At 46.3% G+C, this 20,118-nt stretch carries 18 protein-coding genes; 6 read left to right on the top strand and 12 right to left on the bottom strand.

From position 1 onward, the window contains the following. Positions 1–14: 14 nt before the first annotated feature. Together hda and cxpE are read right to left on the bottom strand one after the other, a co-directional pair. On the bottom strand, positions 15–719 hold the full coding sequence (gene hda / locus FTT64_RS08305; protein ID WP_005176580.1) for a DnaA regulatory inactivator Hda: 705 nt from the start codon (positions 717–719) through the stop codon (positions 15–17). Between the two features lie 18 nt (positions 720–737). Further along, positions 738–1,961 (bottom strand): chloramphenicol efflux transporter CxpE, encoded by a 1,224-nt coding sequence (gene cxpE / locus FTT64_RS08300; protein WP_005176578.1) that lies wholly within the window; start codon positions 1,959–1,961, stop codon positions 738–740. A gap of 136 nt (positions 1,962–2,097) precedes the next feature. On the opposite strand from cxpE, the gene purM reads away from it, so the two are divergent. Together purM and purN are read left to right on the top strand one after the other, a co-directional pair. Continuing rightward, a complete protein-coding gene (purM, locus tag FTT64_RS08295) occupies positions 2,098–3,168 on the top strand; it encodes a phosphoribosylformylglycinamidine cyclo-ligase (RefSeq protein WP_005176576.1) in 1,071 nt (356 codons plus the stop codon). Between the two features lie 6 nt (positions 3,169–3,174). After that, a complete protein-coding gene (gene purN / locus FTT64_RS08290) occupies positions 3,175–3,804 on the top strand; it encodes a phosphoribosylglycinamide formyltransferase (RefSeq protein ID WP_016660003.1) in 630 nt (209 codons plus the stop codon). A gap of 76 nt (positions 3,805–3,880) precedes the next feature. Here the strand turns inward: purN and FTT64_RS08285 are convergent, their stop codons facing one another. Both FTT64_RS08285 and sppA read right to left on the bottom strand, forming a co-directional pair. Then, complete coding sequence (locus FTT64_RS08285) at positions 3,881–4,684, bottom strand: alpha/beta fold hydrolase (RefSeq protein WP_005176572.1); 804 nt, start codon at positions 4,682–4,684, stop codon at positions 3,881–3,883. Next, the gene (gene sppA, locus FTT64_RS08280; protein ID WP_045795154.1) at positions 4,681–5,706 is read right to left on the bottom strand and encodes a signal peptide peptidase SppA; all 1,026 of its coding nucleotides are present in this window, start codon (positions 5,704–5,706) and stop codon (positions 4,681–4,683) included. Before sppA ends, FTT64_RS08285 begins: the two co-directional genes overlap by 4 nt. A 130-nt stretch (positions 5,707–5,836) precedes the next feature. Here sppA and FTT64_RS08275 point away from each other — a divergent pair, with 130 nt between their 5' ends. Continuing rightward, complete coding sequence (locus FTT64_RS08275) at positions 5,837–6,781, top strand: lysophospholipid acyltransferase family protein (RefSeq protein WP_180103592.1); 945 nt, start codon at positions 5,837–5,839, stop codon at positions 6,779–6,781. On the opposite strand, the gene FTT64_RS08270 is transcribed toward FTT64_RS08275, so the two are convergent. From FTT64_RS08270 to FTT64_RS08260, 3 genes are all read right to left on the bottom strand, one after another. Further along, the gene (locus tag FTT64_RS08270; RefSeq protein WP_180182287.1) at positions 6,778–9,180 is read right to left on the bottom strand and encodes a DNA internalization-related competence protein ComEC/Rec2; all 2,403 of its coding nucleotides are present in this window, start codon (positions 9,178–9,180) and stop codon (positions 6,778–6,780) included. The two genes, FTT64_RS08275 and FTT64_RS08270, sit on opposite strands and share 4 nt — an antisense overlap. Positions 9,181–9,265: 85 nt before the next feature. Further along, entirely contained in the window at positions 9,266–9,949 is a 684-nt protein-coding gene (gene lolD, locus FTT64_RS08265) for a lipoprotein-releasing ABC transporter ATP-binding protein LolD (RefSeq protein WP_005176563.1), read from the bottom strand. Further along, complete coding sequence (locus tag FTT64_RS08260; RefSeq protein WP_005176562.1) at positions 9,942–11,177, bottom strand: lipoprotein-releasing ABC transporter permease subunit; 1,236 nt, start codon at positions 11,175–11,177, stop codon at positions 9,942–9,944. Before FTT64_RS08260 ends, lolD begins: the two co-directional genes overlap by 8 nt. A gap of 25 nt (positions 11,178–11,202) precedes the next feature. Between FTT64_RS08260 and FTT64_RS08255 the strand changes: the two genes are divergently transcribed. After that, a complete protein-coding gene (locus tag FTT64_RS08255; RefSeq protein ID WP_005176561.1) occupies positions 11,203–11,769 on the top strand; it encodes a PilZ domain-containing protein in 567 nt (188 codons plus the stop codon). Here FTT64_RS08255 and FTT64_RS08250 read toward each other — a convergent pair. After that, positions 11,757–12,680, bottom strand: a complete 924-nt coding sequence (locus tag FTT64_RS08250) for a DMT family transporter (RefSeq protein ID WP_005176560.1) — start codon at positions 12,678–12,680, stop codon at positions 11,757–11,759. The two genes, FTT64_RS08255 and FTT64_RS08250, sit on opposite strands and share 13 nt — an antisense overlap. 5 nt (positions 12,681–12,685) lie before the next feature. Then, complete coding sequence (locus FTT64_RS08245; protein ID WP_160232612.1) at positions 12,686–13,153, bottom strand: YaiI/YqxD family protein; 468 nt, start codon at positions 13,151–13,153, stop codon at positions 12,686–12,688. 264 nt (positions 13,154–13,417) lie between these two features. Between FTT64_RS08245 and FTT64_RS08240 the strand changes: the two genes are divergently transcribed. Next, positions 13,418–14,350, top strand: coding sequence for a hypothetical protein (locus tag FTT64_RS08240; protein WP_075168247.1), 933 nt, complete (start codon positions 13,418–13,420; stop codon positions 14,348–14,350). A gap of 397 nt (positions 14,351–14,747) precedes the next feature. Next, complete coding sequence (locus tag FTT64_RS08235) at positions 14,748–14,888, top strand: hypothetical protein (protein ID WP_005176552.1); 141 nt, start codon at positions 14,748–14,750, stop codon at positions 14,886–14,888. A gap of 62 nt (positions 14,889–14,950) precedes the next feature. Here the strand turns inward: FTT64_RS08235 and serC are convergent, their stop codons facing one another. From serC to gyrA, 3 genes are all read right to left on the bottom strand, one after another. Continuing rightward, positions 14,951–16,030, bottom strand: coding sequence for a 3-phosphoserine/phosphohydroxythreonine transaminase (gene serC / locus FTT64_RS08230; RefSeq protein WP_168396294.1), 1,080 nt, complete (start codon positions 16,028–16,030; stop codon positions 14,951–14,953). Positions 16,031–16,325: 295 nt separating this feature from the next. After that, on the bottom strand, positions 16,326–16,757 hold the full coding sequence (locus FTT64_RS08225) for a DUF3887 domain-containing protein (protein ID WP_168396295.1): 432 nt from the start codon (positions 16,755–16,757) through the stop codon (positions 16,326–16,328). 68 nt (positions 16,758–16,825) lie between these two features. Beyond that, on the bottom strand, positions 16,826–19,789 hold the full coding sequence (gene gyrA / locus FTT64_RS08220; protein WP_180182270.1) for a DNA gyrase subunit A: 2,964 nt from the start codon (positions 19,787–19,789) through the stop codon (positions 16,826–16,828). Between the last annotated feature and the right edge of the window lie 329 nt (positions 19,790–20,118).

The raw sequence follows: 20,118 nt of genomic DNA, 5'->3' as shown, positions 1-20,118 counted from the left end.
AGTTTTTTTGTATTTTACCGATATTCGTCAATTAATGCGTAGATCTGACGCAAATTCGCACCGCTCAGTTTGGTTTTTTCGCCTTTTAGCAGCTGAATCAGTTGTTGCAGGCTTTGTAACAGCATTGAAGTCTGCTGCGGACCATGTAACAGCAAGTAGTCAATAATCTGCTGATCAATCTGAATACCTTTACGTTGCAGCACCGAAGTTACCAACGCCTGACGGTCGGCAAACAGGCTGCCGGTCGGCACTTTCACACTCACAGCCTGAGTTAAACGGGACTGTAAATCGGGCAATTCCAGTTTCAGTTCAATCGGGGCAAAACGTGATGAAAACACCAATTGCCCGCCCATTTCATTGCTGTAATTGATTAAATGAAATACCGCGCGCTGCCAATGCGGCACGCCGCTAATCGCTTCAATATCATCCAGACAGACCAGATCAAAATGATCTAAAGAGGTAATGGCTTCGGTCGGGGCATCCAGAAGTTCCAGCAAAGAGACTTTAATCGCGGATTTGCCAATTTCCAGATAAGAATCGCAAATCGCCGAAAGCAGATGGCTTTTGCCGGTACCCGCACCGCCATAAACATAAAAACGGTTAACCAGCCCCGCATGCAACTGGCGCACTGCGTCAATTACATGGCCCCAGCCCGGACCAGAAAAATCACTGATTCGGGCATCGAGTTGAGGTTCTATATCAAGCTGCAGTTGACGCATATACAGAATAGGCCTTCGTTAAACATCTTTAGGATCAAGAGGATTCATCTTACTCGATTTTTCAGTCTGTTGCAGTGGCTTTGTCTGATCTTTCTCAAGATCAATATCGACATCCACCTGATCAGTTTCTATGCTGATACTGCCCGTTTGCTGGTCATGATGAATGATAGCCGTCGACTGTCCATACCACTGACTGCGTTCATAGCAATCCCGGGCATGACGCAGCAAGACCACAATTACCGCGGCAACCGGCAAGGCAATTAACATCCCGAGGAAACCGGCCAGTTGCGCACCAGCCAGTACAGCAAATACCACTGCTACCGGTGACAGTCCAATTTTATCGCCCAGTAAAAACGGTTGCAGCACGTAGCCTTCTACCGCCTGACCAATCATAAACACCACCAGCACCAAGAACAGTTGCATCCAGTCGATACCGAACTGCAATAAGGTGGCAATGACCGCAGCAATAATCCCGACCGCAAAACCTAAATATGGGATGATACTGGCCAGACCTGCCACCATCCCGATAATCAGGCCAACGTCCAGACCAATCAGTTGCAGACCGGTGGCATAGACCACACCTAGGAGGATCATCACCAGGAACTGACCTTTGACAAACGCGCCTAATACGTTATGGCATTCATTCACAATATGCAGGGTGCTGCGCTCATACGGACGTGGAATTAAACGGCGCAGACTGTCCAGCATACGGTCCCAGTCGAGCAGAAAATAGAAGGCAATAATTGGAATTAAAACAATGGTCCCGCCAATCTGGATAAAGTTCAGACCGGACTGCGCCACCCGTAAAATCATGGCTTGAATGCTGTCGGCGCTGTAATTGGTCTGCACATAGTCCATGATAATGGTTGACATATGCGTGGTATCAATTTCCATCTCATCGACATTAAAGGTTTCAGAAATCCAAGGCAAAAAGGTGGTATTGATCCAGTTAATTCCGACCGGAATACTGTCGCGGGCAATCATCAGCTGTTTCCAGACCAGCGGAATGATGTACCAGACTGCCACGGTCAGTAGAATCCCGATTCCGACAAAAACGATGCTGATGGATAACCAGCGCGGCACCCCAACCCGATATAAAGTATCAACCAGTGGACTGAACAGATAAGCCACAAGAAAGGCGACAATAAATGGAATAACGACCGGCTTGAGTAAATATAAAATCCAAAAAATTAAAGCTATCCCGGCAAGGATAAAAATGCGACGTAAAGTACGATCTGCCATAGAATCTCGCCTTTTTGCAGTGTAATCGTTATATAAAGTAAAATATTTTAATAAAGATAGCATTTTAGCGCATAAATAACATAAGAGTTTCGTATATTCGGGTTATAATCCCCCGCGCGAATGCGGAGACTTCATTATGAGCAACTCAACTTCTAACCCTACCCCTGGTTTAAGCTATAAAGATGCTGGTGTCGACATCGAAGCCGGTGACGCGTTAGTCGATCGAATTAAATCTGTTGCGAAACGCACCACTCGTCCTGAAGTGATGGGCGGATTAGGCGGCTTTGGCGCACTTTGTAAAATTCCTAAAGGTTATGAAGAACCTGTTCTCGTATCAGGCACAGACGGTGTTGGTACAAAATTACGTTTAGCCCTTAATTTAAACCGTCATGACACTATTGGTCAGGATCTGGTGGCCATGTGTGTGAACGACCTGCTGGTTTGTGGCGCAGAACCACTGTTCTTCCTCGACTACTATGCAACGGGTCACTTAAACGTTGATGTTGCAGCCAATGTAGTTACCGGGATCGGTCAAGGTTGTGAGCTTGCGGGCTGTGCACTGGTTGGCGGTGAAACTGCTGAAATGCCTGGCATGTATGAAGGCGAAGATTATGACCTTGCAGGTTTCTGTGTAGGCGTGGTTGAGCAAAGCAAAATTATTGATGGCTCTAAAGTCAAAGCGGGTGACGTTCTGATTGGTGTTGCGTCTTCAGGTGCACACTCAAACGGCTATTCTCTGCTTCGTAAAATTCTGGACGTGAAAAACGTTGACCTGACTCAAATCGTAGATGGCCGTCCGCTGGCAGATGCAGCGATGGAGCCAACCCGTATTTATGTCAAACCTATTCTTGAATTACTTAAATCTGTTGATGTTCACGCAATGGCGCACATCACCGGTGGCGGTTTACCTGGTAACTTACCACGCGTTCTGCCAAATGGTGCGCAAGCGGTAATTAACGAATCCTCTTGGGAATGGCCAGAACTGTTCAAACTGCTGCAAAAAGAAGGCGGTGTTGAACAATTCGAAATGTACCGTACCTTTAACTGTGGCGTTGGTATGGTATTGGCAGTGGATGCAGCGGATGCTGACAAAACTGTTGAATTGCTGAACCAGTTGGGCGAAAAAGCTTGGGCAATGGGTCACATTGTTGACAATGCAGAATCTGTTGAAGGTGCTGACGAAAAAATCCGTGTGATTTTTGCGTAATTGTCTATGTTGAAAATTGCTGTACTTGTTTCAGGCAGTGGATCGAACTTACAGGCCCTGATTGATGCCCGTCTTTCGGGACAAATTGTCGGGGTCATTTCCAACAAACCTGGAGCCTATGCGCTGGAACGTGCCCAAAAAGCCGGTATTGCCACTGCGGTAATTGAACACAAGCAATACCCAGACCGTGAAAGTTTTGATGATGTGATGCATCAACAGCTTTTAGACTGGGAGGTTGATCTGGTGGTGCTGGCAGGCTTTATGCGCATTTTAAGCGCCAAGTTTGTTAAAGCCTGGGAAGGGAAAATGCTGAACATTCACCCTTCTCTGCTGCCGCATTACAAAGGCATGCATACTCATCAACGGGTGTTAAACACGGGTGATGTCTATCATGGCTGTACGGTACATTATGTGACTGCCGAGCTGGATGCCGGTCAGGCGCTGGCCCAAGGGGTACTTACTGTATCGCATCAGGACAGCGTGGAAAGCTTGGCCAATCGTGTGCATGTGCTGGAACATCTGATTTATCCGCAAGTGGTGGAATGGATTTGTAGTGGTACGCTGCAGCACACACCAAACGCGGTGCTGTATCGTGGTCAGGTGTTAGCGCAACCGCTACAGTTCTGTCAGCGCTAAAATAAAAAGTAATATCTATAAAAAAACGCATCCTCGGATGCGTTTTTTTATGACCTAATTTTTCCCAAAAGTAATCTTAAGGTGCCTGATCCTGTAATAAGGATTTAATCATCTGTGCCACTTGCTCAGGCTGTTCCAGTGGGAACATATGACCGCCCGGCGCAACATGAAAAGGAATCCCGAATTTCTTCTCAATTTGCTGTGGAAACTTGCGGGCCAGAAACGGACCTTTCTCGGCCACCACCAGTTGTGCCGGTACTTTCAATTTGGCCTGTGGCAACCACCATAAAGATGGATTGGTACGGAAAATCTGTACTTCATCCATTTTAGGAATGGTAAGCGTCACCCCACCACGTACAGGATCTTCTGTCAGTGCATGGTCGATATAAGCCTGAAAACAGTCCGGATCAAAATCTTGATAAAAGCCTTTGGGTCTGAGCAGCTCGGCCGCCTGCTGACGTGACTCCCAATGATCACGGCGGCGTTTAGACAATCCCGCCGGTGACATTTTATCGAGGGCTTTCAGCTTCAACAGTTTCGCTACATGCATCACTAAGGCTTCTTTACCCATGATCATTGGCGGATCCAGCATGATCAGCTGGGAAAACAGTTCCGGGCGTTGCTGCGCGGCCTGAAAGCTCAGCACCGAACCAAGTGAATGACCCAGTGCAATCACCTTGCGGCCTTGTGCCTGCCGCACAATACTGTCAATCACCTGCTGGGTCAGACTGTTCCAGTGATTATCGATTGGATAACGTTTATCTGGCCCGAGCAAAGGCACATCAATCACGTCATAATCATCTTGCAGATGCTGAAATAGTTTTTGATAGACCCGTGACGGTACGCCATTGGCGTGAGCAAAATGGATTAATGGTTTCATTGTAATTTGGTACTTTGTTCAGATTGAATCTGCTGCGATACAGCGCTGGCCATCCCCTGACCTACCGCAGTGCCCATACGACCCAGCATCGAATCTAGCGGATTATATTCAATGGTATAGTTGACGGTTTTGTCGACTTTTAATTCACGTTTTAAAGTATTCATACTGCCCAGACGGTCAATAATCCCCAGTTTCAACGCCTGATCGCCGGTCCAGAATAAACCCGAGAACAAGGTCGGATCATTGGCTTTTAACTTGTTGCCACGGCCCTGTTTGACTGCGCTAATGAAATGCGCATGCACATTATCTAGTACACCCTGAACATGGGCTTTTTGCGCTGGATCCACCGGTTGTGTCATCGACAGCAGCGCCTTATTTTCACCGGAGGTCATGGTGCGATCTTCGACACCCAGCTTTTGCATTAAGCCACTAACGCCATAGTTCGGCATAATCACTCCAATCGAACCAACTAGACTGGATGGATTGGCAATAATTTCATCGGCGGCTGAAGCAATATAATAAGCCCCTGAAGCACCGGTATCGCCAATCACCGCATACAGTTTTTTATCCTGATGCTGCTGTTTTAAATACTGGATTTCCTGCCAGATTTCATCGGACTGAACCGGTGATCCGCCCGGTGAATTAATATTTAGCACTACCGCCTTACTGCCGGTTGCTTCATAGGCTTTACGCAGTGATTTAATGGTATTTTCACTATTGACGCTCTGTTTATCGGCTGCGATGGTGCCCACAATATCGACCACAGCAATATGCGAACTGCTGGTCACGGCCGTAGCGGAATTATTGCTACAGCCTTTACCCATAATCACCAGCAGAATAAAAATATAGGCAAAGGTCAGGAACTTAAAGAAAATTCCCCAGCGTCTGGCGCGGCGCTGTTCTTCAACAGAGGCTAAAACCGCTTTTTCCAGTAACTTCCATTCGTTTCCTGTCGGTTGTTGTGCTGTGGGTGGATGGCTATTCTTGATTTCATTTTCTGGTTTAGGCGGCCAATCGGACATAAAAACAATCCAAAACTCGAGTTAATTTTACTCCATTATATACGCCGAAAAACTGATTGCTGTCTAAATTGAATATTTTCCCCTATAATATTTTCATTTTTAACCTTTTCTTTAGATTTCACTATACTGAATGACTGATAAACTCGCCCCAACGACTATCTCTCGTTTACTTCATTTTGTCAGTCGACAGCCTCTCAGCCTTTCCCGCTGGGCGGCCCACGTATTGGCGGCATTTTTGAATGTCTTTCAGCTCAGCAAGACCTCTCAGGTGATTCGCCTCAATTTAAATATTGCCTTGCCGCATTTAGATGCGACCCAGCGTGAACAGCTGGCGCGTCAGGCCATTCGCAATGAACTCACCTCTTATTTTGAGTTTTTTAATATCTGGGGTGCAGAAAACCACAAGAATATTTCCCGCATTCATCAGGTGCATGGCGAACAGCTGTTACATGAGGCACTGGCTGCGCAAAAAGGCGTGGTGCTGATTGTGCCGCATTTTGGCACCTGGGAAATCATGAATGCCTGGGTGGCGCAGCATACTGAAATGACCATCATGTATAAACCGGTAAAAAATCCATCGGCTGATGAGTTTGTCCGTAATGCTCGCAGCCGTGAACAGGCCAATCTGGTGCCGACCAATGACAGCGGTATTCGTCAGATTTTTAAGGCACTAAAACAAGGTGGAACCACCGTGATTCTGCCGGACCACACCCCGCATTTGGGGGGTGAAATGATTCACTATTTTGGCCTGCCACTTGAATCCAGCAACCTGAGCGCCAAGCTGATTCAGAAAACCAAAGCCGCCGCCCTGTTCTTATATGCACTGCGCAATGAACAGCAAGGTTTTGATATTTTCATTGAGGCCATGGACGCACAGCTCTACGACTGTTCTGCCAATGAAGGCACTGCAATGATTCACCAGAAAATTGAACAGCTGATTGCCCGGCATCCGGAACATTATCACTGGAGTTATAAACGCTTTAAGGCACATCCAGCCTTAAGACGAATTTATGATATTCCGGCAGATGAAGCCTTGGCGTTAATTCAAAATACCAAACAGGCCAATTCCGCTTAATCGCGCCGCAGCCAAACCCGCGTATGCCGGTACGGTAGCACCTCATTCTCAGTGGGATAAAACTGGATGCTGCCCTGCTGCGCTGTCTGCCATAACGGAATTTTTAAGGCGTTCAGTCGGGCTTGTACCTGCGTGCTCGGATGCCCATAACGGTTATTCAGCCCCGCCGATGCAATTGCCAGTTTAGGCTCCAGCTGTTTTAAAAACTGGTAAGATGAACTGTGCCGGCTACCATGATGGCCGAGCACCAGCACATCCACTTTTAAATCCGGATAATCCTGTAATAACTGATATTCAGTCGGCCAGCCTGCATCGCCCATCAATAAAAAGCGTGAGTAAGGCTGAGCTTGTGCAAACTCAACCAGCAGCACACAGGAGCTTTCATTTTTCTGCTGTTCTACAGGATTTAACTGTTCCGGTTTCGGAGAGAGTACCTGAATCTGGATGCCCGGCTGCCACTGCCATTGCTGTCCTTGCTGGCAATAGTCAAAATGGCTATGAGGATTTACTTCAAGCTGAGCATTGGCATAGACCTGTTGCACCTGTAACTGTGGCTTTAAGGTCTGATAAGCACCGCTATGATCCTGATCCAGATGGGTCAACCATAAATAATCTAACTGCTGCACGCCTTTGACACTTAAAAAGGGCTGGATAATCTGCCGGCCGATACTCCATTTCTGTTCATCATAATGACCGCCCATATCAATCATCATGCTGTGTTCACGATAGCGTAAAAAGATTGCCTGCCCCTGCCCAACATCCAGCACAGTAAGTTCCACCTGCCGAGAAAACTGGTCCTGAAACAGCAAAGGCAATAAACACAGCGCTGACCAGACTTTAGGCACTAGACCTGCGGGAAGAAATAAAATCATCAGTCCCAGCACCAGACTCAGCAGCATCGGTGGACTCAGCGCAACCGGAATCAGTTGTGGTGCAAACAGCAGATCCAGCAACTGCAAACAACCCAATAACAGACTTAGCGCCAAGTCATTGAGCTGAAACAGCAACTGGCTCAGCGGTTCCGCCAGATAAAAACTTAAACCGGCCAGAATATCCAGCGGTACAATCACCAGACCGATCCAGGGAATGGCCAATAGATTACTCAGCGGCGCAATCCAGGCAATCTGCTTGAAGAAGATGATCATCAGCGGAAACAGCGCAATAAAAATTTTCCATTGCGATTCAAATAACAGCCGGAAGCCCTGCCACAATTTCTGCATCAACGTCTGCTGCGGATGCACCGGTTGTTGCCGGAGGGTCTGGTAAATCCTTAACAGCACAAAGCAGGCGCCATAAGACAGCCAGAATGCCGCCGACAGCACACTCAACGGATCAAGCAGCAGCAATAACGAAGCACTACCAATCAGCAAAGACAGCGGCTGTATCGGCTGCTTTAGCAACAGGCAGGCGCCTGCCACCAGACAAATCAGTAAAGTCCTGAGCGCAGGAATTTCAAACCCAACATAGGCACAATATACAAATACACAGCCCATAAACGGCAGCAACAGCAGATAACTTCGGGGCAATTGCGCATATAATTCGGGCCAATAGCGAGTGACCAGGCGCTGCAGCACAAAACACAGCATGGCGGCAAAAATCAGCACATGCGGCCCGGAAATCGCCAGCAAATGACTCATCCCGAAACGCTGAAACTGCTGCTCGGTGGCTTCATCGAGTAAACTTTTATCGCCAGTCAGCAGTGCCAGTATTAAGCCGGGATGCTGCAATGCCTGCTGCTGGATAAAGTCACGAATCTGTAAACGCTGTGTTTCGATCCACAATTTAAATTGCGGCCAGAGTTGCTGATGCTGTCTTAAATGTGCCCCAAATCCCAGCCGATACAGTTCCGATTCAGTCAGTTCCACAATCGACTGGACCTGAAAGCCGCTCATGATATTTTGCTGGAGATACCACTGCTCTACATCAAACGCACCCGGAACGGCAAAACTGTGCGCCGGCAAGGTCTGCCCCTGTAAACGATAATAACGCCCCAGCTGTAGTTCCTGTTCAGCCGGCAGCAAGGCCAGCCATTGCACCGGCTGGCTATGCCGGTTCAGCACCTGAACCGGTTGCCGGAGCTGGCTGCTACCCAGCTGATTGATTTGCTGGACATAGACCACCACCTCTGCCGGCTGGCGGGTCAGTTCACGAAATATCAACCGCTCTTGCAACTGGTTTTGGGCAAAATTCAGCCCCAACAAAAATGTAATGACAAATGCCACACAGGTATTAATCAATTGGATGCCCAGATGGGACCAATGTAAAGCAGCTATTTGCTGTAAAAGCAGGATAATCAGTAACAGGCCTGACAACCAGAGCGGGAAATCCAGCATCGGCCATAGCGTTTTGCCCATACAGGCAATACCTACAATCCAGCCGGCACCCATGATTTTGAACATGTCGTTTTCTGTCTTATTTTTATTTTGAGCAAGCATAAAGCCCACCGGAGTGGGCTTCAAGGGTCATTGATCTGATAATCGGGTTTTAGTCGGGTACCCAGATGCCATCCTGCATATGCAAAATGGTATCGGCCGATTTGGCCAGCTCTTCATCATGGGTCACAATTAGCATGGCCATATTAAACTCACGGCGCAGCTCGCGTAACAGCTCAAAAATCTTGATGGCGGTTTTACGGTCCAGGTTCCCGGTCGGTTCATCAGCCAGCATGACTGCCGGCTTGGTGACAATGGCACGCGCCAAGGCCACACGCTGACGTTCACCACCCGACAGTTCACCCGGTTTATGGGTCAATCGATGCGATAAGCCCACCCGATCCAGCAGATATTCGGCCTGCTGTTTGACTTCTTTAAAGTTGCTTTCCTTACGCAGCATCAAGGGCATTGCCACATTTTCCAGCGCACTAAATTCAGGTAGCAAATGGTGGAACTGATAAACAAAGCCCAGATATTGGTTACGCAAATAACCACGCTCAGCTTCGCCTAAATTGTCAAAGCGCTGGCCATTTAAATAAACCTCGCCCTGACTTGGACGATCAAGCCCGCCAAGGACGTGCAGCAAGGTACTTTTACCTGAACCACTGGCGCCGACAATCGACACAAATTGTCCCTGTTCGATTTTTAAATCGAGGCCGCGCAGTACATCTACTGTGGTTTTACCATCAGTAAAATGTTTGGTGACCTGTTTGGCTTCTAGTACAGTTTTATTCATAACGAAGCGCCTCTGCAGGTTGAATTTTCGCCGCGCGTAACGCCGGATAAATTGTGGCCAGGAAACTTAAAATTAAAGACAGGCTGACAATGACCACGACATCCTGCCATCTTAAATGCGATGGTAAGTAGTTAATGAAATAGGCATCAAACAGATTCAAGCCCAAAACATTATTCAGCCAGGCAATAAAACCACTGATGCTGGAGGCAAAAATAATTCCAAGAATCGCACCGGAGACTGTCCCGATCACGCCAATTACGGTACCTTGCACCATAAAGATTCGGGTAATTGTGCCCGGAGATGCACCTAAGGTCCGTAAAATTGCGATATCGGCTTTTTTGTCAGTCACCACCATCACCAGAGAAGAGACAATATTAAAGGCTGCGACCAGTACGATTAGGAACAGCAACAGGCTGACCATGGCCTTTTCCATCTGAATCGCACTGAACAGGTTACCATGGGTATAGGTCCAGTCTGAAGCATAGAAATTGGCTGGCAGTTCACTCACAATGTCGTTGGCAACGGTAGGTGCGGCAAAAATATCGTCCAGCTTCATGCGTACGCCTTGTGCGCCATCCGGCAGACGTAACAGAGTCGAAGCATCATTCAGGGCGATATAGCCCATCATCGAATCAACTTCGGCACCAATGCTGAAAATCCCCACAATGGTAAAACGTTTAAAACGTGGCACCACACCGGCCGGTGATGGCGTTGCTTCAGGCAAGACCAAAGTAATACTGTCATTTAAACTGAGGCCCAAGGCATCGGTCATTTGCTTGCCCAGCACAATCCCAAACTCGCCTTTTTTCAGGTTATCAATGCTGCCTTCCACCATATGCTGATGAATAATCGAAACTTTCTTCTCATATTCCGGCTCGATACCAGTCACCATAATGCCGGAAACCTGACCGTGTGCGGTCAACATCCCCTGTAATTGGGTAAACGGTGCAGCACCTGTAACATGCTCATGTTGCTCAACTTTTTTTGCAAGTTCAGGCCAATCTGTTAAAATCTGGGTAGATGAAACAGTCGCTTGCGGAATCATCCCCAAGACCCGGTTCTTCAATTCACGGTCAAATCCGTTCATCACAGATAACACTGTAATCAGAACAGCAACACCTAAAGTGAGACCGATCATTGAAACCAGAGCAATAAAAGAAATAAAGTGATTACTGCGCCGAGCGCGCGTATATCTCAACCCTATATATAGCGAGATTGGTTTAAACATACCATCTAGTCCGAGGTAATACATTATGGAAAATTTACAGCATCAAAACGCTCAAAATGAACGTCGCGTGATGTCACGTATCGATGCTGCGTTGAGAATCAACTATCAGCTTATTTCTGATCAAGTTGCTCTTAATGATCCTTACGATCCTAATTTTATGTTGCCGCGTTATTTTCTACTACTCGCTGAATTAGATCAATTTGATCATGCGCTTAACTACGAATTAGAACAATTATCTGAAAAAGATCAACAAATTGCTCGAATCTTATCCTTATTCAACCAAAAATTAAACCTGATTACCGGTTCTTTATACGATGCAATTGTACAAAGCATGTTACCTGTACCAGAACAGGTCAACTTTTCCGAAAGCGGTTTAAGCTTCTACAGCGAGCGTGAAATTGCCGATGGCAGCTATATTCACGTGACCTTAAGTCATCCGGAAAATTTCTTTCATATTGCTGCAACTGCCCAGGTGGTCTATAGCAATGCCGAAGATAATGGCCGCTATCGTACCGGGGCCTATTTTATTACTTTACACCCGCAAGACCGCAGCAAACTGGCCGAAGTCATCCAGCAGTGTCAATCTAAATAAGTTTCAGGATGTGCCTGTTTACGTGCCAACGCCCGGCTTGCACGTAAATCATGGAAGAAATATAAGAACAAGCCAAACAATAAGACCAAAGCTCCGATCAGCACTGTCAAGCTCAGGGCTTCCTGATTCAGAAATGCACCAATTAGCAGGGCCAGCATTGGGGTCATGACAGTGGTCAGTGACAATGTGGTCGCCTGAATATTCTGTACCAGCTTAAAATAACAGAACATGGCAATCAGTGAAGCCATCACCACCGTATACAGTAAAGAGAATAAAGCCTTGGTTTCCGGAATTTCAGTCGGTGCATAAGGCCAGATTATTGGCAACATCAAAATTGCCATCAAGGTTGAAATCAGGATTGAACCAGTGGCCTGTGCCACAGGTTCCACCTTGGCATTCACTTTTTTGACCCAGAAAATGGACATGGCATAAATCAGCACGCTCAGCAGCATCAGACCAATCCCGACCGGCTGTACATGCTGGTTTTCTCCGCCCAGACAGATAATACCCAGTCCCAGCACTGCAACCAGCATCCCGAACCATTGCAGTTTTTTCAGACGCTGCTGAAAGGCAAAACGCCCGATCAGGCCGGCAATAATCGGTGCCAGACCAAACATCAGTGCAATCATGCCTGAACTTAAATAGCTGGTGGCCAGATAGGTAAAAATCTGGGAACCAAACAGGCTGCAGGAACCGGCCACATAACTATGCAATGCCGTCTGATCAACCGGAAAACGCACTTTGAGCAGCAACAAAAAGATAAAGGCCAGCGGCAAGGCAATAAAAAAACGTAAAGCCAGCGCCCACAGCATATGCAGATCCGACACACTCCAGACAATCGCCAGCGGTGTCGAGGCCCAGATAAACACCAGCAGCATATAAGTCAGGGCAATATTATTTTTTGAGGGCATGTAATTCAGCCGGTTTTACGTTTTTGTTTTTGAATGGTCTGATCCAGACTATTGGAAAATTCACGTTTATCGCGCTCAGAAATTGGCGGTGGCCCACCGGTCTGCACGCCAGCGCCGCGTAGAGTATCCATAAAATCACGTAAATGCAGCCGCGCTTTAACATTGGCAGTGGTATAGATTTCACCACGTGGATGAATCGCAATACCGCCCTTTTCAATCACCTGCGCTGCCAGTGGAATATCCTGAGTTACCACAATATCGTTGGCCTGCATCCGCTCAACAATTTCCTGATCGGCCGCATCTGCGCCGCTCATGACCTGCAGGGATTTAATCCGCACCGATGGAGTAATGCCCACATTCTGATTGGCTACAAAAATTACTTCGAGCTGATAGCGGTCAGAAGCCCGGATAATCACATCTTTTAAAATTCTTGGTAAGGCATCGGCATCCACCCACAGCTTAAATGGCAGCACTTTCAATTCCGGCAATTTTGATGTCCCTAGTGTAGCAAAATTCACTCAACGTCGCGGTGGGAAATACAGGCTTTTTCACCAAGATAATGCTGGAGTAATAACACGCTGAATCAGCTGATTTTGCTTAAGCAGCTTAAGCTCATCCTTTGACTTTTCTCATCATTTCGGGCATTTTCAAAGGAGAAATCGGCGCCCCGACTTGAAAAATTTAAAACACCCTCGATTAAATAGATTAAGGCCACTCGACATTCTCTTAACGTGCTTATGAAAAATCAGAACAGACCAGACATTATTACCATTGAAGATCAAAGTTTTGGCAGCCATGTAGAGCATTGGACGCTGCTCACCGATCAGCCGAATGTTGATGTTCCCAAATGGTTAGGTCAGGCACTGGATGCACCCATCATGCCAATGGGGCTATGCGCACAAGAATGTGATATGGATGACAGCACCTGGCTGATTCAGGGTCCGGTCAAACAGCCGATTCAACTGGCGCAGGTCATTGCCGTAGAGGCCAATCAGCCGAAAGCGGTTAAAACGGCCTTTCCATGTTTTGAAAGCCCGTATAAAACCCCGGTGACCATTGAACGGATTATTAGCTGCCCTTCCAATACCCAGGCGGTTTTGGGATTAAATCTGGGTGAAAACACCACGGTCTATGCCTTTGACAGTCTGTATAGCGTCAATCACCACCAGTACCAAAAAGACCAGACTTATATCGCGCATCTGAATGGTTGGGCTTACGAGCTGGAAGCCGTGGCAGAAGATGAGCAACTGATTGTTGATGATCCGGCCTCGATTAAACATCACCGTGCCTTAAATGATATTCTGGCGGCCAATAATGGTGTTGCCCCGGCCAATTTGCAGGAACAGATTGACGCCTGGGAGCCAAAATCTGAAGAAGATAAAGCCCCGGTGACCGTGAATTTCTCCAAAATGGTGGCCTATTTATATGGTGAAGTCTTAGGACAGGAAGATGAAGCCTGGTTCCAGGGCAATGTGGTCGGTAAAACCCAAGCGCAATTTATGAATCAGGATTACACCCTGTATGATGTCTGCCTGATTCATGAAGACAACCAGCCAGCCACTTTAATCCGTATTGCGACCAAAGAACCCAAGTTTGCTGATTTTGAAATTGGCCAGTTCATTCGCGGCAATATCTGGATTCAGGTCAGTATTTACGCGAAAAAACAATAATTTATATTTAAATAAAGACCTGCTTCAATATGAGCTTTCAGCTTGAAGCAGGTCTTTTTTGTATCTTTTGAATTTATTTGATTATATTTTATCCACAGTTTTATTCTAAATAGCACTATTTTAAATTCAAAAATCACTTATTTATCCACAGTTTTAAATTTTAAAGCTTATTATTTAATCTCTATTGATTTTCATAGACTTAGATTAAATCTGTTTAAAAATTGAATATTGAATAAATCCGGTCAACAGAATGAAGAGATGATGTTCTGATTTTAAATCGGCTGAAAAGTTTATTAAGGAAAATGTATTTAGTACTTTATTTAACCAATTTTTTATGTTAATAATATGTGACAAATCGAAAGTATTAACGATAAATAGATCACTGGATATAATATCTATGAAAATCGTGCAAGAAGAAAACTTACAATCTGTTGAACATCAAATGGGTCAGCGTTATCGTCTGGATAAAATGTCCTGCCTGTTTTTTGTTCTGGGCATGATGATTTCTGCCTACCTGCTGCATCAATTTATTTTTTAATCCGTATTCCATATCCCATAAAAAAGCCCATCCTGATGATGGGCTTTTTCGTATACGCTGGATTAGCCGTTGCGTTTGGCAAAGTCATCCATAAAGTTAACCAGTGCCTGAACACCTTCAAGTGGCACGGCATTATAAATGCTGGCACGCATACCACCAACTGAACGGTGACCAGCCAGATTCAACAGATGATTGGCTTCCGCTTCTTGCAGGAACTGTTTTTCCAGATCGGCATTGGCCAGCGTAAATGGTACGTTCATGATCGAACGGTTGGCTTCAACAATCGGGTTGGCGTAGAAATCGCTTGAATCGATATAACCATAGAGCAGTTTGGCTTTTTCAAGGTTGGTCTGATGCATGGCATCAACCCCACCATTTTCCAGTAACCATTCAAAAACCAGACCGGATAAATACCAGGCATAGGTCGATGGCGTATTCACCATTGAACCATTTTTCGCCTGATCTGAATATTTCAGGATGCTTGGAATTTCCGGCTTGGCCTGATCCAGTAAATCTTCACGGATAATCACCAGGGTTAAACCTGCCGGGCCAATATTTTTCTGTGCACCCGCATAAATTAAACCAAACTTGCTAACATCTAGCGGTGCAGACAGAATGCTAGATGAATAGTCACAAACCAGCGGCTTGTCGGTTTCTGGAATGCAGGCAAACTGTAAACCACCGATGGTTTCGTTGTCAGCATAATGCACATAGGCTGCATCTGCGGATAAATCCCACTCGCTTTGTGCGCTAATGGCATGTTTACCATCAATCTGAATACCCGCGTTCACGACATGAATATCGCCATAACGCTGTGCTTCTTTTAATGCTTTTTCAGACCAGATACCGGTATGGATATAATCGGCCTTGTTATTTTTACCGAGCAGGTTTAATGGAATTGCCGAGAATTGTAAGGATGCCCCACCCTGCAAGAACAGTACTTTATAGTTCTCAGGAATGTTCATGAGTTTGCGTAAATCGGCTTCTGCTTTTTCTGCAACCGCAACATAATCTTTGCTACGATGGCTCATTTCCATGATCGAAAGGCCTTTGCCGTGCCAGTCCAGCATTTCTGCTTGGGCTTTTTCTAATACGGCAGTGGGTAATGCAGCAGGGCCAGCACAGAAGTTGTACGCGCGCATGATTTTTCCTTGTCAAGGTGAAACACAATAAAATAGGCATTTAACCACATCTTGCTCGGGCTTGCACAAAATTATTTCAATCTTGGCACGCAGATACAGTCGAAAAATCAATATAGATTCACAAGATAATTTTAACTTTTCCAGCAGATTGGAAGCCTATTCATCTCTATATCTGGCCCAATGTGGATGACCTTTTTCTCTTGATTAAATGTAATTTGCGCTGATCTTAAGCATATATGCAGTAATACGCAGCGATCTGGTAAAGCTTAGTAAAATGTAGTGATTAAGAGTGCACTCACTCACCAAATACCTGAATATTCAAGTTGCGGATTTTACTGCTACCGCCCGGCTGGTCAAAGCTGACGTCATATTGCACCAGATTTTTCAGATATGCATATTCATAGCTAATCTTGTACTGGCCCGGCTGATTACTACCGGTTTCAATACTTTTGGTCATCAGGGTACGCGATTTATATTCGCCTTTTGGAATCACCTTGGCGAAGCGTTTCATGACTTTCTGGTTGTCCTGAAAATGGCTTTTGAGTTCTGGCTCGAGATGATTCAGAAACTGCTCGAACTCGCCATCACGTAAATTGTCATAGGCCGCCTGTGCCACCTGTTCCTGCTGCGGACTCGGATTTGGAATGGCGTCCATGACTTTTTGACCCAGCTGATCACATCCGGCCAAAGCCAGAACACTCAAGCCCATCCATAATTTAAACTGCATATCGGGTTATTCCTGTACGGTACTGTGTAAAAAAGGACGCCGAAGCGTCCTTTTCATGAGAAGAAAAATTATTCTTCAGTCGGTTTTTCATCCTGCTCAGCAGCTGCTGCATCGGTCTCTACCGTATCTAAAGCTGTATTTTCATCAGCTAAATCTTCAGAAAATTCATCTTCTTCCACGGCTTCAATCGCTTCTACACCCACCAAGGTTTCATTTTCACCTAAACGGATTAAACGTACACCTTGCGCATTACGACCAGTTTCTGCCACTTCCGAAGCACGGGTACGTACCAGCGTACCGCCATCCGAAATCAGCATCAATTCTTTCGAGGCATCAATGGCCACCGCACCGACCAGTTCACCGTTACGTTCAGAGGTCTTGATCGCAATTACACCCTTACCGCCACGTTTTTTGGTCGGGAAGTCATCGACCGGAGTACGTTTACCATAACCATTGGCGGATGCACACAGCACTTCACCGGTTTCTGGCACCACGACCAGCGACACAATCCGGCTAACAAAATTGCTATCGGTTGCATCATCTTCGCTATCGGCTGTATCGTCTTCGGCCTCTTCCGCTTGAGCTGCACCAATGGTGACACGCATACCACGCACACCTTTGGCTGAACGGCCCATGGCACGAACATCAGTTTCAGCAAAACGGATTGCCTTACCTTCATTCGAGAACAGCATGATCTGCTGCTCGCCATCGGTAATCGCCACGCCAATCAGGGTGTCTTCTTCGTTCAGTTCAATGGCACGTAAACCGTTAGAACGCACATTGCTGAACTGCTCCAGCTCGACACGTTTAACCGTACCAGACGCTGTTGCCATAAACACATAGAAGTTTTTGCGCAGATTTTCAGCCTGCTCGGCAAATTCTGCAACAATTTCATCATCCAGGTCTGTGGCTGACAGCTCTAGGCCCAGCTGCTTTAACTGAACACGCAAGGCATCCGACAGATCATCACCATCTGCCAGTTCTGCAAATGCGGCTTCAAGTTCGGCATAATGGCTAGCAATTACTTGATTTTGCTGTAATTGTGCTGAGTTAGCTTTCACAAAACTACGGAAATCGGCCAGACGCTCTTTGAATTTCTTCGGTGCATCAATTACTGGCAGAATCGCGGTAATGGTTTCATTGGCATCTAATGGCAACAGGTTGACCATTGGACGGCCTTTCGAACCACGTGAAGCTTGTGGCACTTCAAATACTTTCAGGCGATAGACCTTACCGACATCGGTAAAGCACAGTACGGTCGCGTGGTTCGAGGTGACAATTAAATGTTGGATATAATCATCTTCTTTCATGCTTGTGGCAGACTTACCACGACCACCACGGCGCTGAGCCTGATAATCGGATAATGGCTGAGTTTTGGCATAACCGGATTGTGAAACGGTTAACACCACCTGCTCTTCAGGAATTAAATCTTCACGCGAGAAGTCGATGCGGGATTCAACAATTTCAGTGCGACGTGCATCGCCATATTGCTGCAATACCAGCGCCAGCTCTTCACGAATCACCGCCATCAATAAATTAAAGTCATTTAAAATAGCAGTGTATTCAGCGATTTGCGCCAGAATTTCAGAATATTCTGCATGTAACTTGTCTTGTTCCAGACCGGTTAAGCGGTGTAAACGCAGTTCCAGAATCGCACCGACCTGCGCTGGAGAAAGACGATAAACATCTCCATCCAAACCAAATGGACGGCTTAAATCTTCACCTTCAATTTCATCCGGGCGAATAGACACGGAACCGGCTTTTTCCAGCAATGCCACCACACCACCAGCGGCCCATTCGCCAACCTGTAAACGCTCACGCGCTTCGGCCGGGTTGGCAGAAGTTTTAATGGTTTCGATGATGGCATCAATATTCGCCAAAGCAACGGTCAGACCTTCCAAGATATGACCGCGTTCACGTGCTTTGCGCAGTTCATACATGGTACGGCGAGTCACCACTTCCTGGCGGTGACGGATAAACGCAGCAATGATGTCTTTCAGGTTCATCAGTTTTGGCTGACCGTTGTCGAGGCAGACCATGTTGATGCTGAACGAGTTTTCCAGCTGCGTATTCAGGAACAGGTTATTGACGATGACTTCAGCGTTCTCACCACGTTTCAAGTCAATCGCAATTCGCATACCGTCTTTATCGGACTCGTCACGTAGCTCTGAAATTCCTTCCAGTTTTTTCTCTTTAACCAGTTCAGCAATACGCTCAATGGTTTTGGCCTTGTTAACCTGATACGGAATTTCAGTAAAGACAATGGTGGTACGACCGGATTTCTGGTCTTCTTCAAAATGATATTTACCACGGATATGCAAACGGCCTTTACCGGTACGGTAAGCATCAACAATGCCCGATTTACCGTAAATGATGCCGCCTGTCGGGAAGTCTGGACCACTGATGTGTTCCATCAGGCCTTCAATGCTGATATTCGGATTATCGGCATAGGCCAGGCAGGCATTAATCACTTCGGTAAGGTTATGCGGTGCCATGTTGGTCGCCATACCGACAGCAATACCGGCAGAACCATTCACCAGCAGGTTTGGAATACGGGTTGGCAGAACGTCAGGAATACGCTCCGAGCCATCGTAGTTATCGACCCAATCTACGGTATCTTTTTCCAGATCGGCCAGGAGTTCATGGGCCAGCTTGGTCATACGTACTTCGGTATAACGCATTGCGGCCGCACTATCGCCATCAATCGAACCAAAGTTACCCTGACCATCCACCAGTTGATAGCGCAGACTGAAGTCTTGCGCCATACGAACGATGGTTTCATAGACTGCGTAATCGCCGTGTGGATGGTATTTACCGATCACATCACCCACAACACGGGCAGACTTTTTGTAGGCTTTGTTGTAGTCATTGCCCAATTCGTGCATTGCATAAAGCACACGACGATGAACAGGTTTTAAACCATCTCGTACATCTGGCAATGCCCGTGACACAATCACGCTCATTGCATAATCGAGATATGAATGCTTGAGTTCATCCTCAATGGCAATCGGTCTAATTTCCGATACGCTCATGCATACTCCTTGTTATACAAGCAGATTTCTGCCCGCATTTTATATCGTAAATTTGGCAAAAAATTTAACTCAAAACTTGAGTTAAAAAACGAAAATTTAGCTGGTAATTATAGCATAAATAGTCCTATTTTTGTGTCATCCTGTTCATCTTAATCTCGTTAATTTTCTAATGTTTAAAGATGAGTTTTTGGTACATTTTTAAGCTATTTTTGCCAATCGGTCTTGCAGCTACTTTTCATCAGCATATCCAGCTGTGAAATCCATCGCGCCACATGGCATTTCTGCTCATTTGATCAATATTGCGCTATGCATAAAATATACGCTTTGCG

It is taken from the genome of Acinetobacter sp. Q186-3 (assembly GCF_013420655.1).
Taxonomy (GTDB): Bacteria; Pseudomonadota; Gammaproteobacteria; order Pseudomonadales; family Moraxellaceae; genus Acinetobacter; species Acinetobacter indicus.
This window is presented reverse-complemented; position numbering and strand designations above follow the sequence as displayed.

What these genes read in the sequence shown, in the direction of transcription:
- FTT64_RS08285 (WP_005176572.1), bottom strand. Translation starts at nt 4,684, where the DNA reads ATGAAACCATTAATCCATTTTGCTCACGCCAATGGCGTACCGTCACGG.
- purM (WP_005176576.1), top strand. Translation starts at nt 2,098, where the DNA reads ATGAGCAACTCAACTTCTAACCCTACCCCTGGTTTAAGCTATAAAGAT.
- gyrA (WP_180182270.1), bottom strand. Translation starts at nt 19,789, where the DNA reads ATGAGCGTATCGGAAATTAGACCGATTGCCATTGAGGATGAACTCAAG.
- FTT64_RS08260 (WP_005176562.1), bottom strand. Translation starts at nt 11,177, where the DNA reads ATGTTTAAACCAATCTCGCTATATATAGGGTTGAGATATACGCGCGCT.
- FTT64_RS08255 (WP_005176561.1), top strand. Translation starts at nt 11,203, where the DNA reads ATGGAAAATTTACAGCATCAAAACGCTCAAAATGAACGTCGCGTGATG.
- sppA (WP_045795154.1), bottom strand. Translation starts at nt 5,706, where the DNA reads ATGTCCGATTGGCCGCCTAAACCAGAAAATGAAATCAAGAATAGCCAT.
- lolD (WP_005176563.1), bottom strand. Translation starts at nt 9,949, where the DNA reads ATGAATAAAACTGTACTAGAAGCCAAACAGGTCACCAAACATTTTACT.
- FTT64_RS08275 (WP_180103592.1), top strand. Translation starts at nt 5,837, where the DNA reads ATGACTGATAAACTCGCCCCAACGACTATCTCTCGTTTACTTCATTTT.
- FTT64_RS08225 (WP_168396295.1), bottom strand. Translation starts at nt 16,757, where the DNA reads ATGCAGTTTAAATTATGGATGGGCTTGAGTGTTCTGGCTTTGGCCGGA.
- serC (WP_168396294.1), bottom strand. Translation starts at nt 16,030, where the DNA reads ATGCGCGCGTACAACTTCTGTGCTGGCCCTGCTGCATTACCCACTGCC.
- FTT64_RS08270 (WP_180182287.1), bottom strand. Translation starts at nt 9,180, where the DNA reads ATGTTCAAAATCATGGGTGCCGGCTGGATTGTAGGTATTGCCTGTATG.
- FTT64_RS08235 (WP_005176552.1), top strand. Translation starts at nt 14,748, where the DNA reads ATGAAAATCGTGCAAGAAGAAAACTTACAATCTGTTGAACATCAAATG.
- FTT64_RS08250 (WP_005176560.1), bottom strand. Translation starts at nt 12,680, where the DNA reads ATGCCCTCAAAAAATAATATTGCCCTGACTTATATGCTGCTGGTGTTT.
- FTT64_RS08240 (WP_075168247.1), top strand. Translation starts at nt 13,418, where the DNA reads ATGAAAAATCAGAACAGACCAGACATTATTACCATTGAAGATCAAAGT.
- cxpE (WP_005176578.1), bottom strand. Translation starts at nt 1,961, where the DNA reads ATGGCAGATCGTACTTTACGTCGCATTTTTATCCTTGCCGGGATAGCT.
- purN (WP_016660003.1), top strand. Translation starts at nt 3,175, where the DNA reads ATGTTGAAAATTGCTGTACTTGTTTCAGGCAGTGGATCGAACTTACAG.
- hda (WP_005176580.1), bottom strand. Translation starts at nt 719, where the DNA reads ATGCGTCAACTGCAGCTTGATATAGAACCTCAACTCGATGCCCGAATC.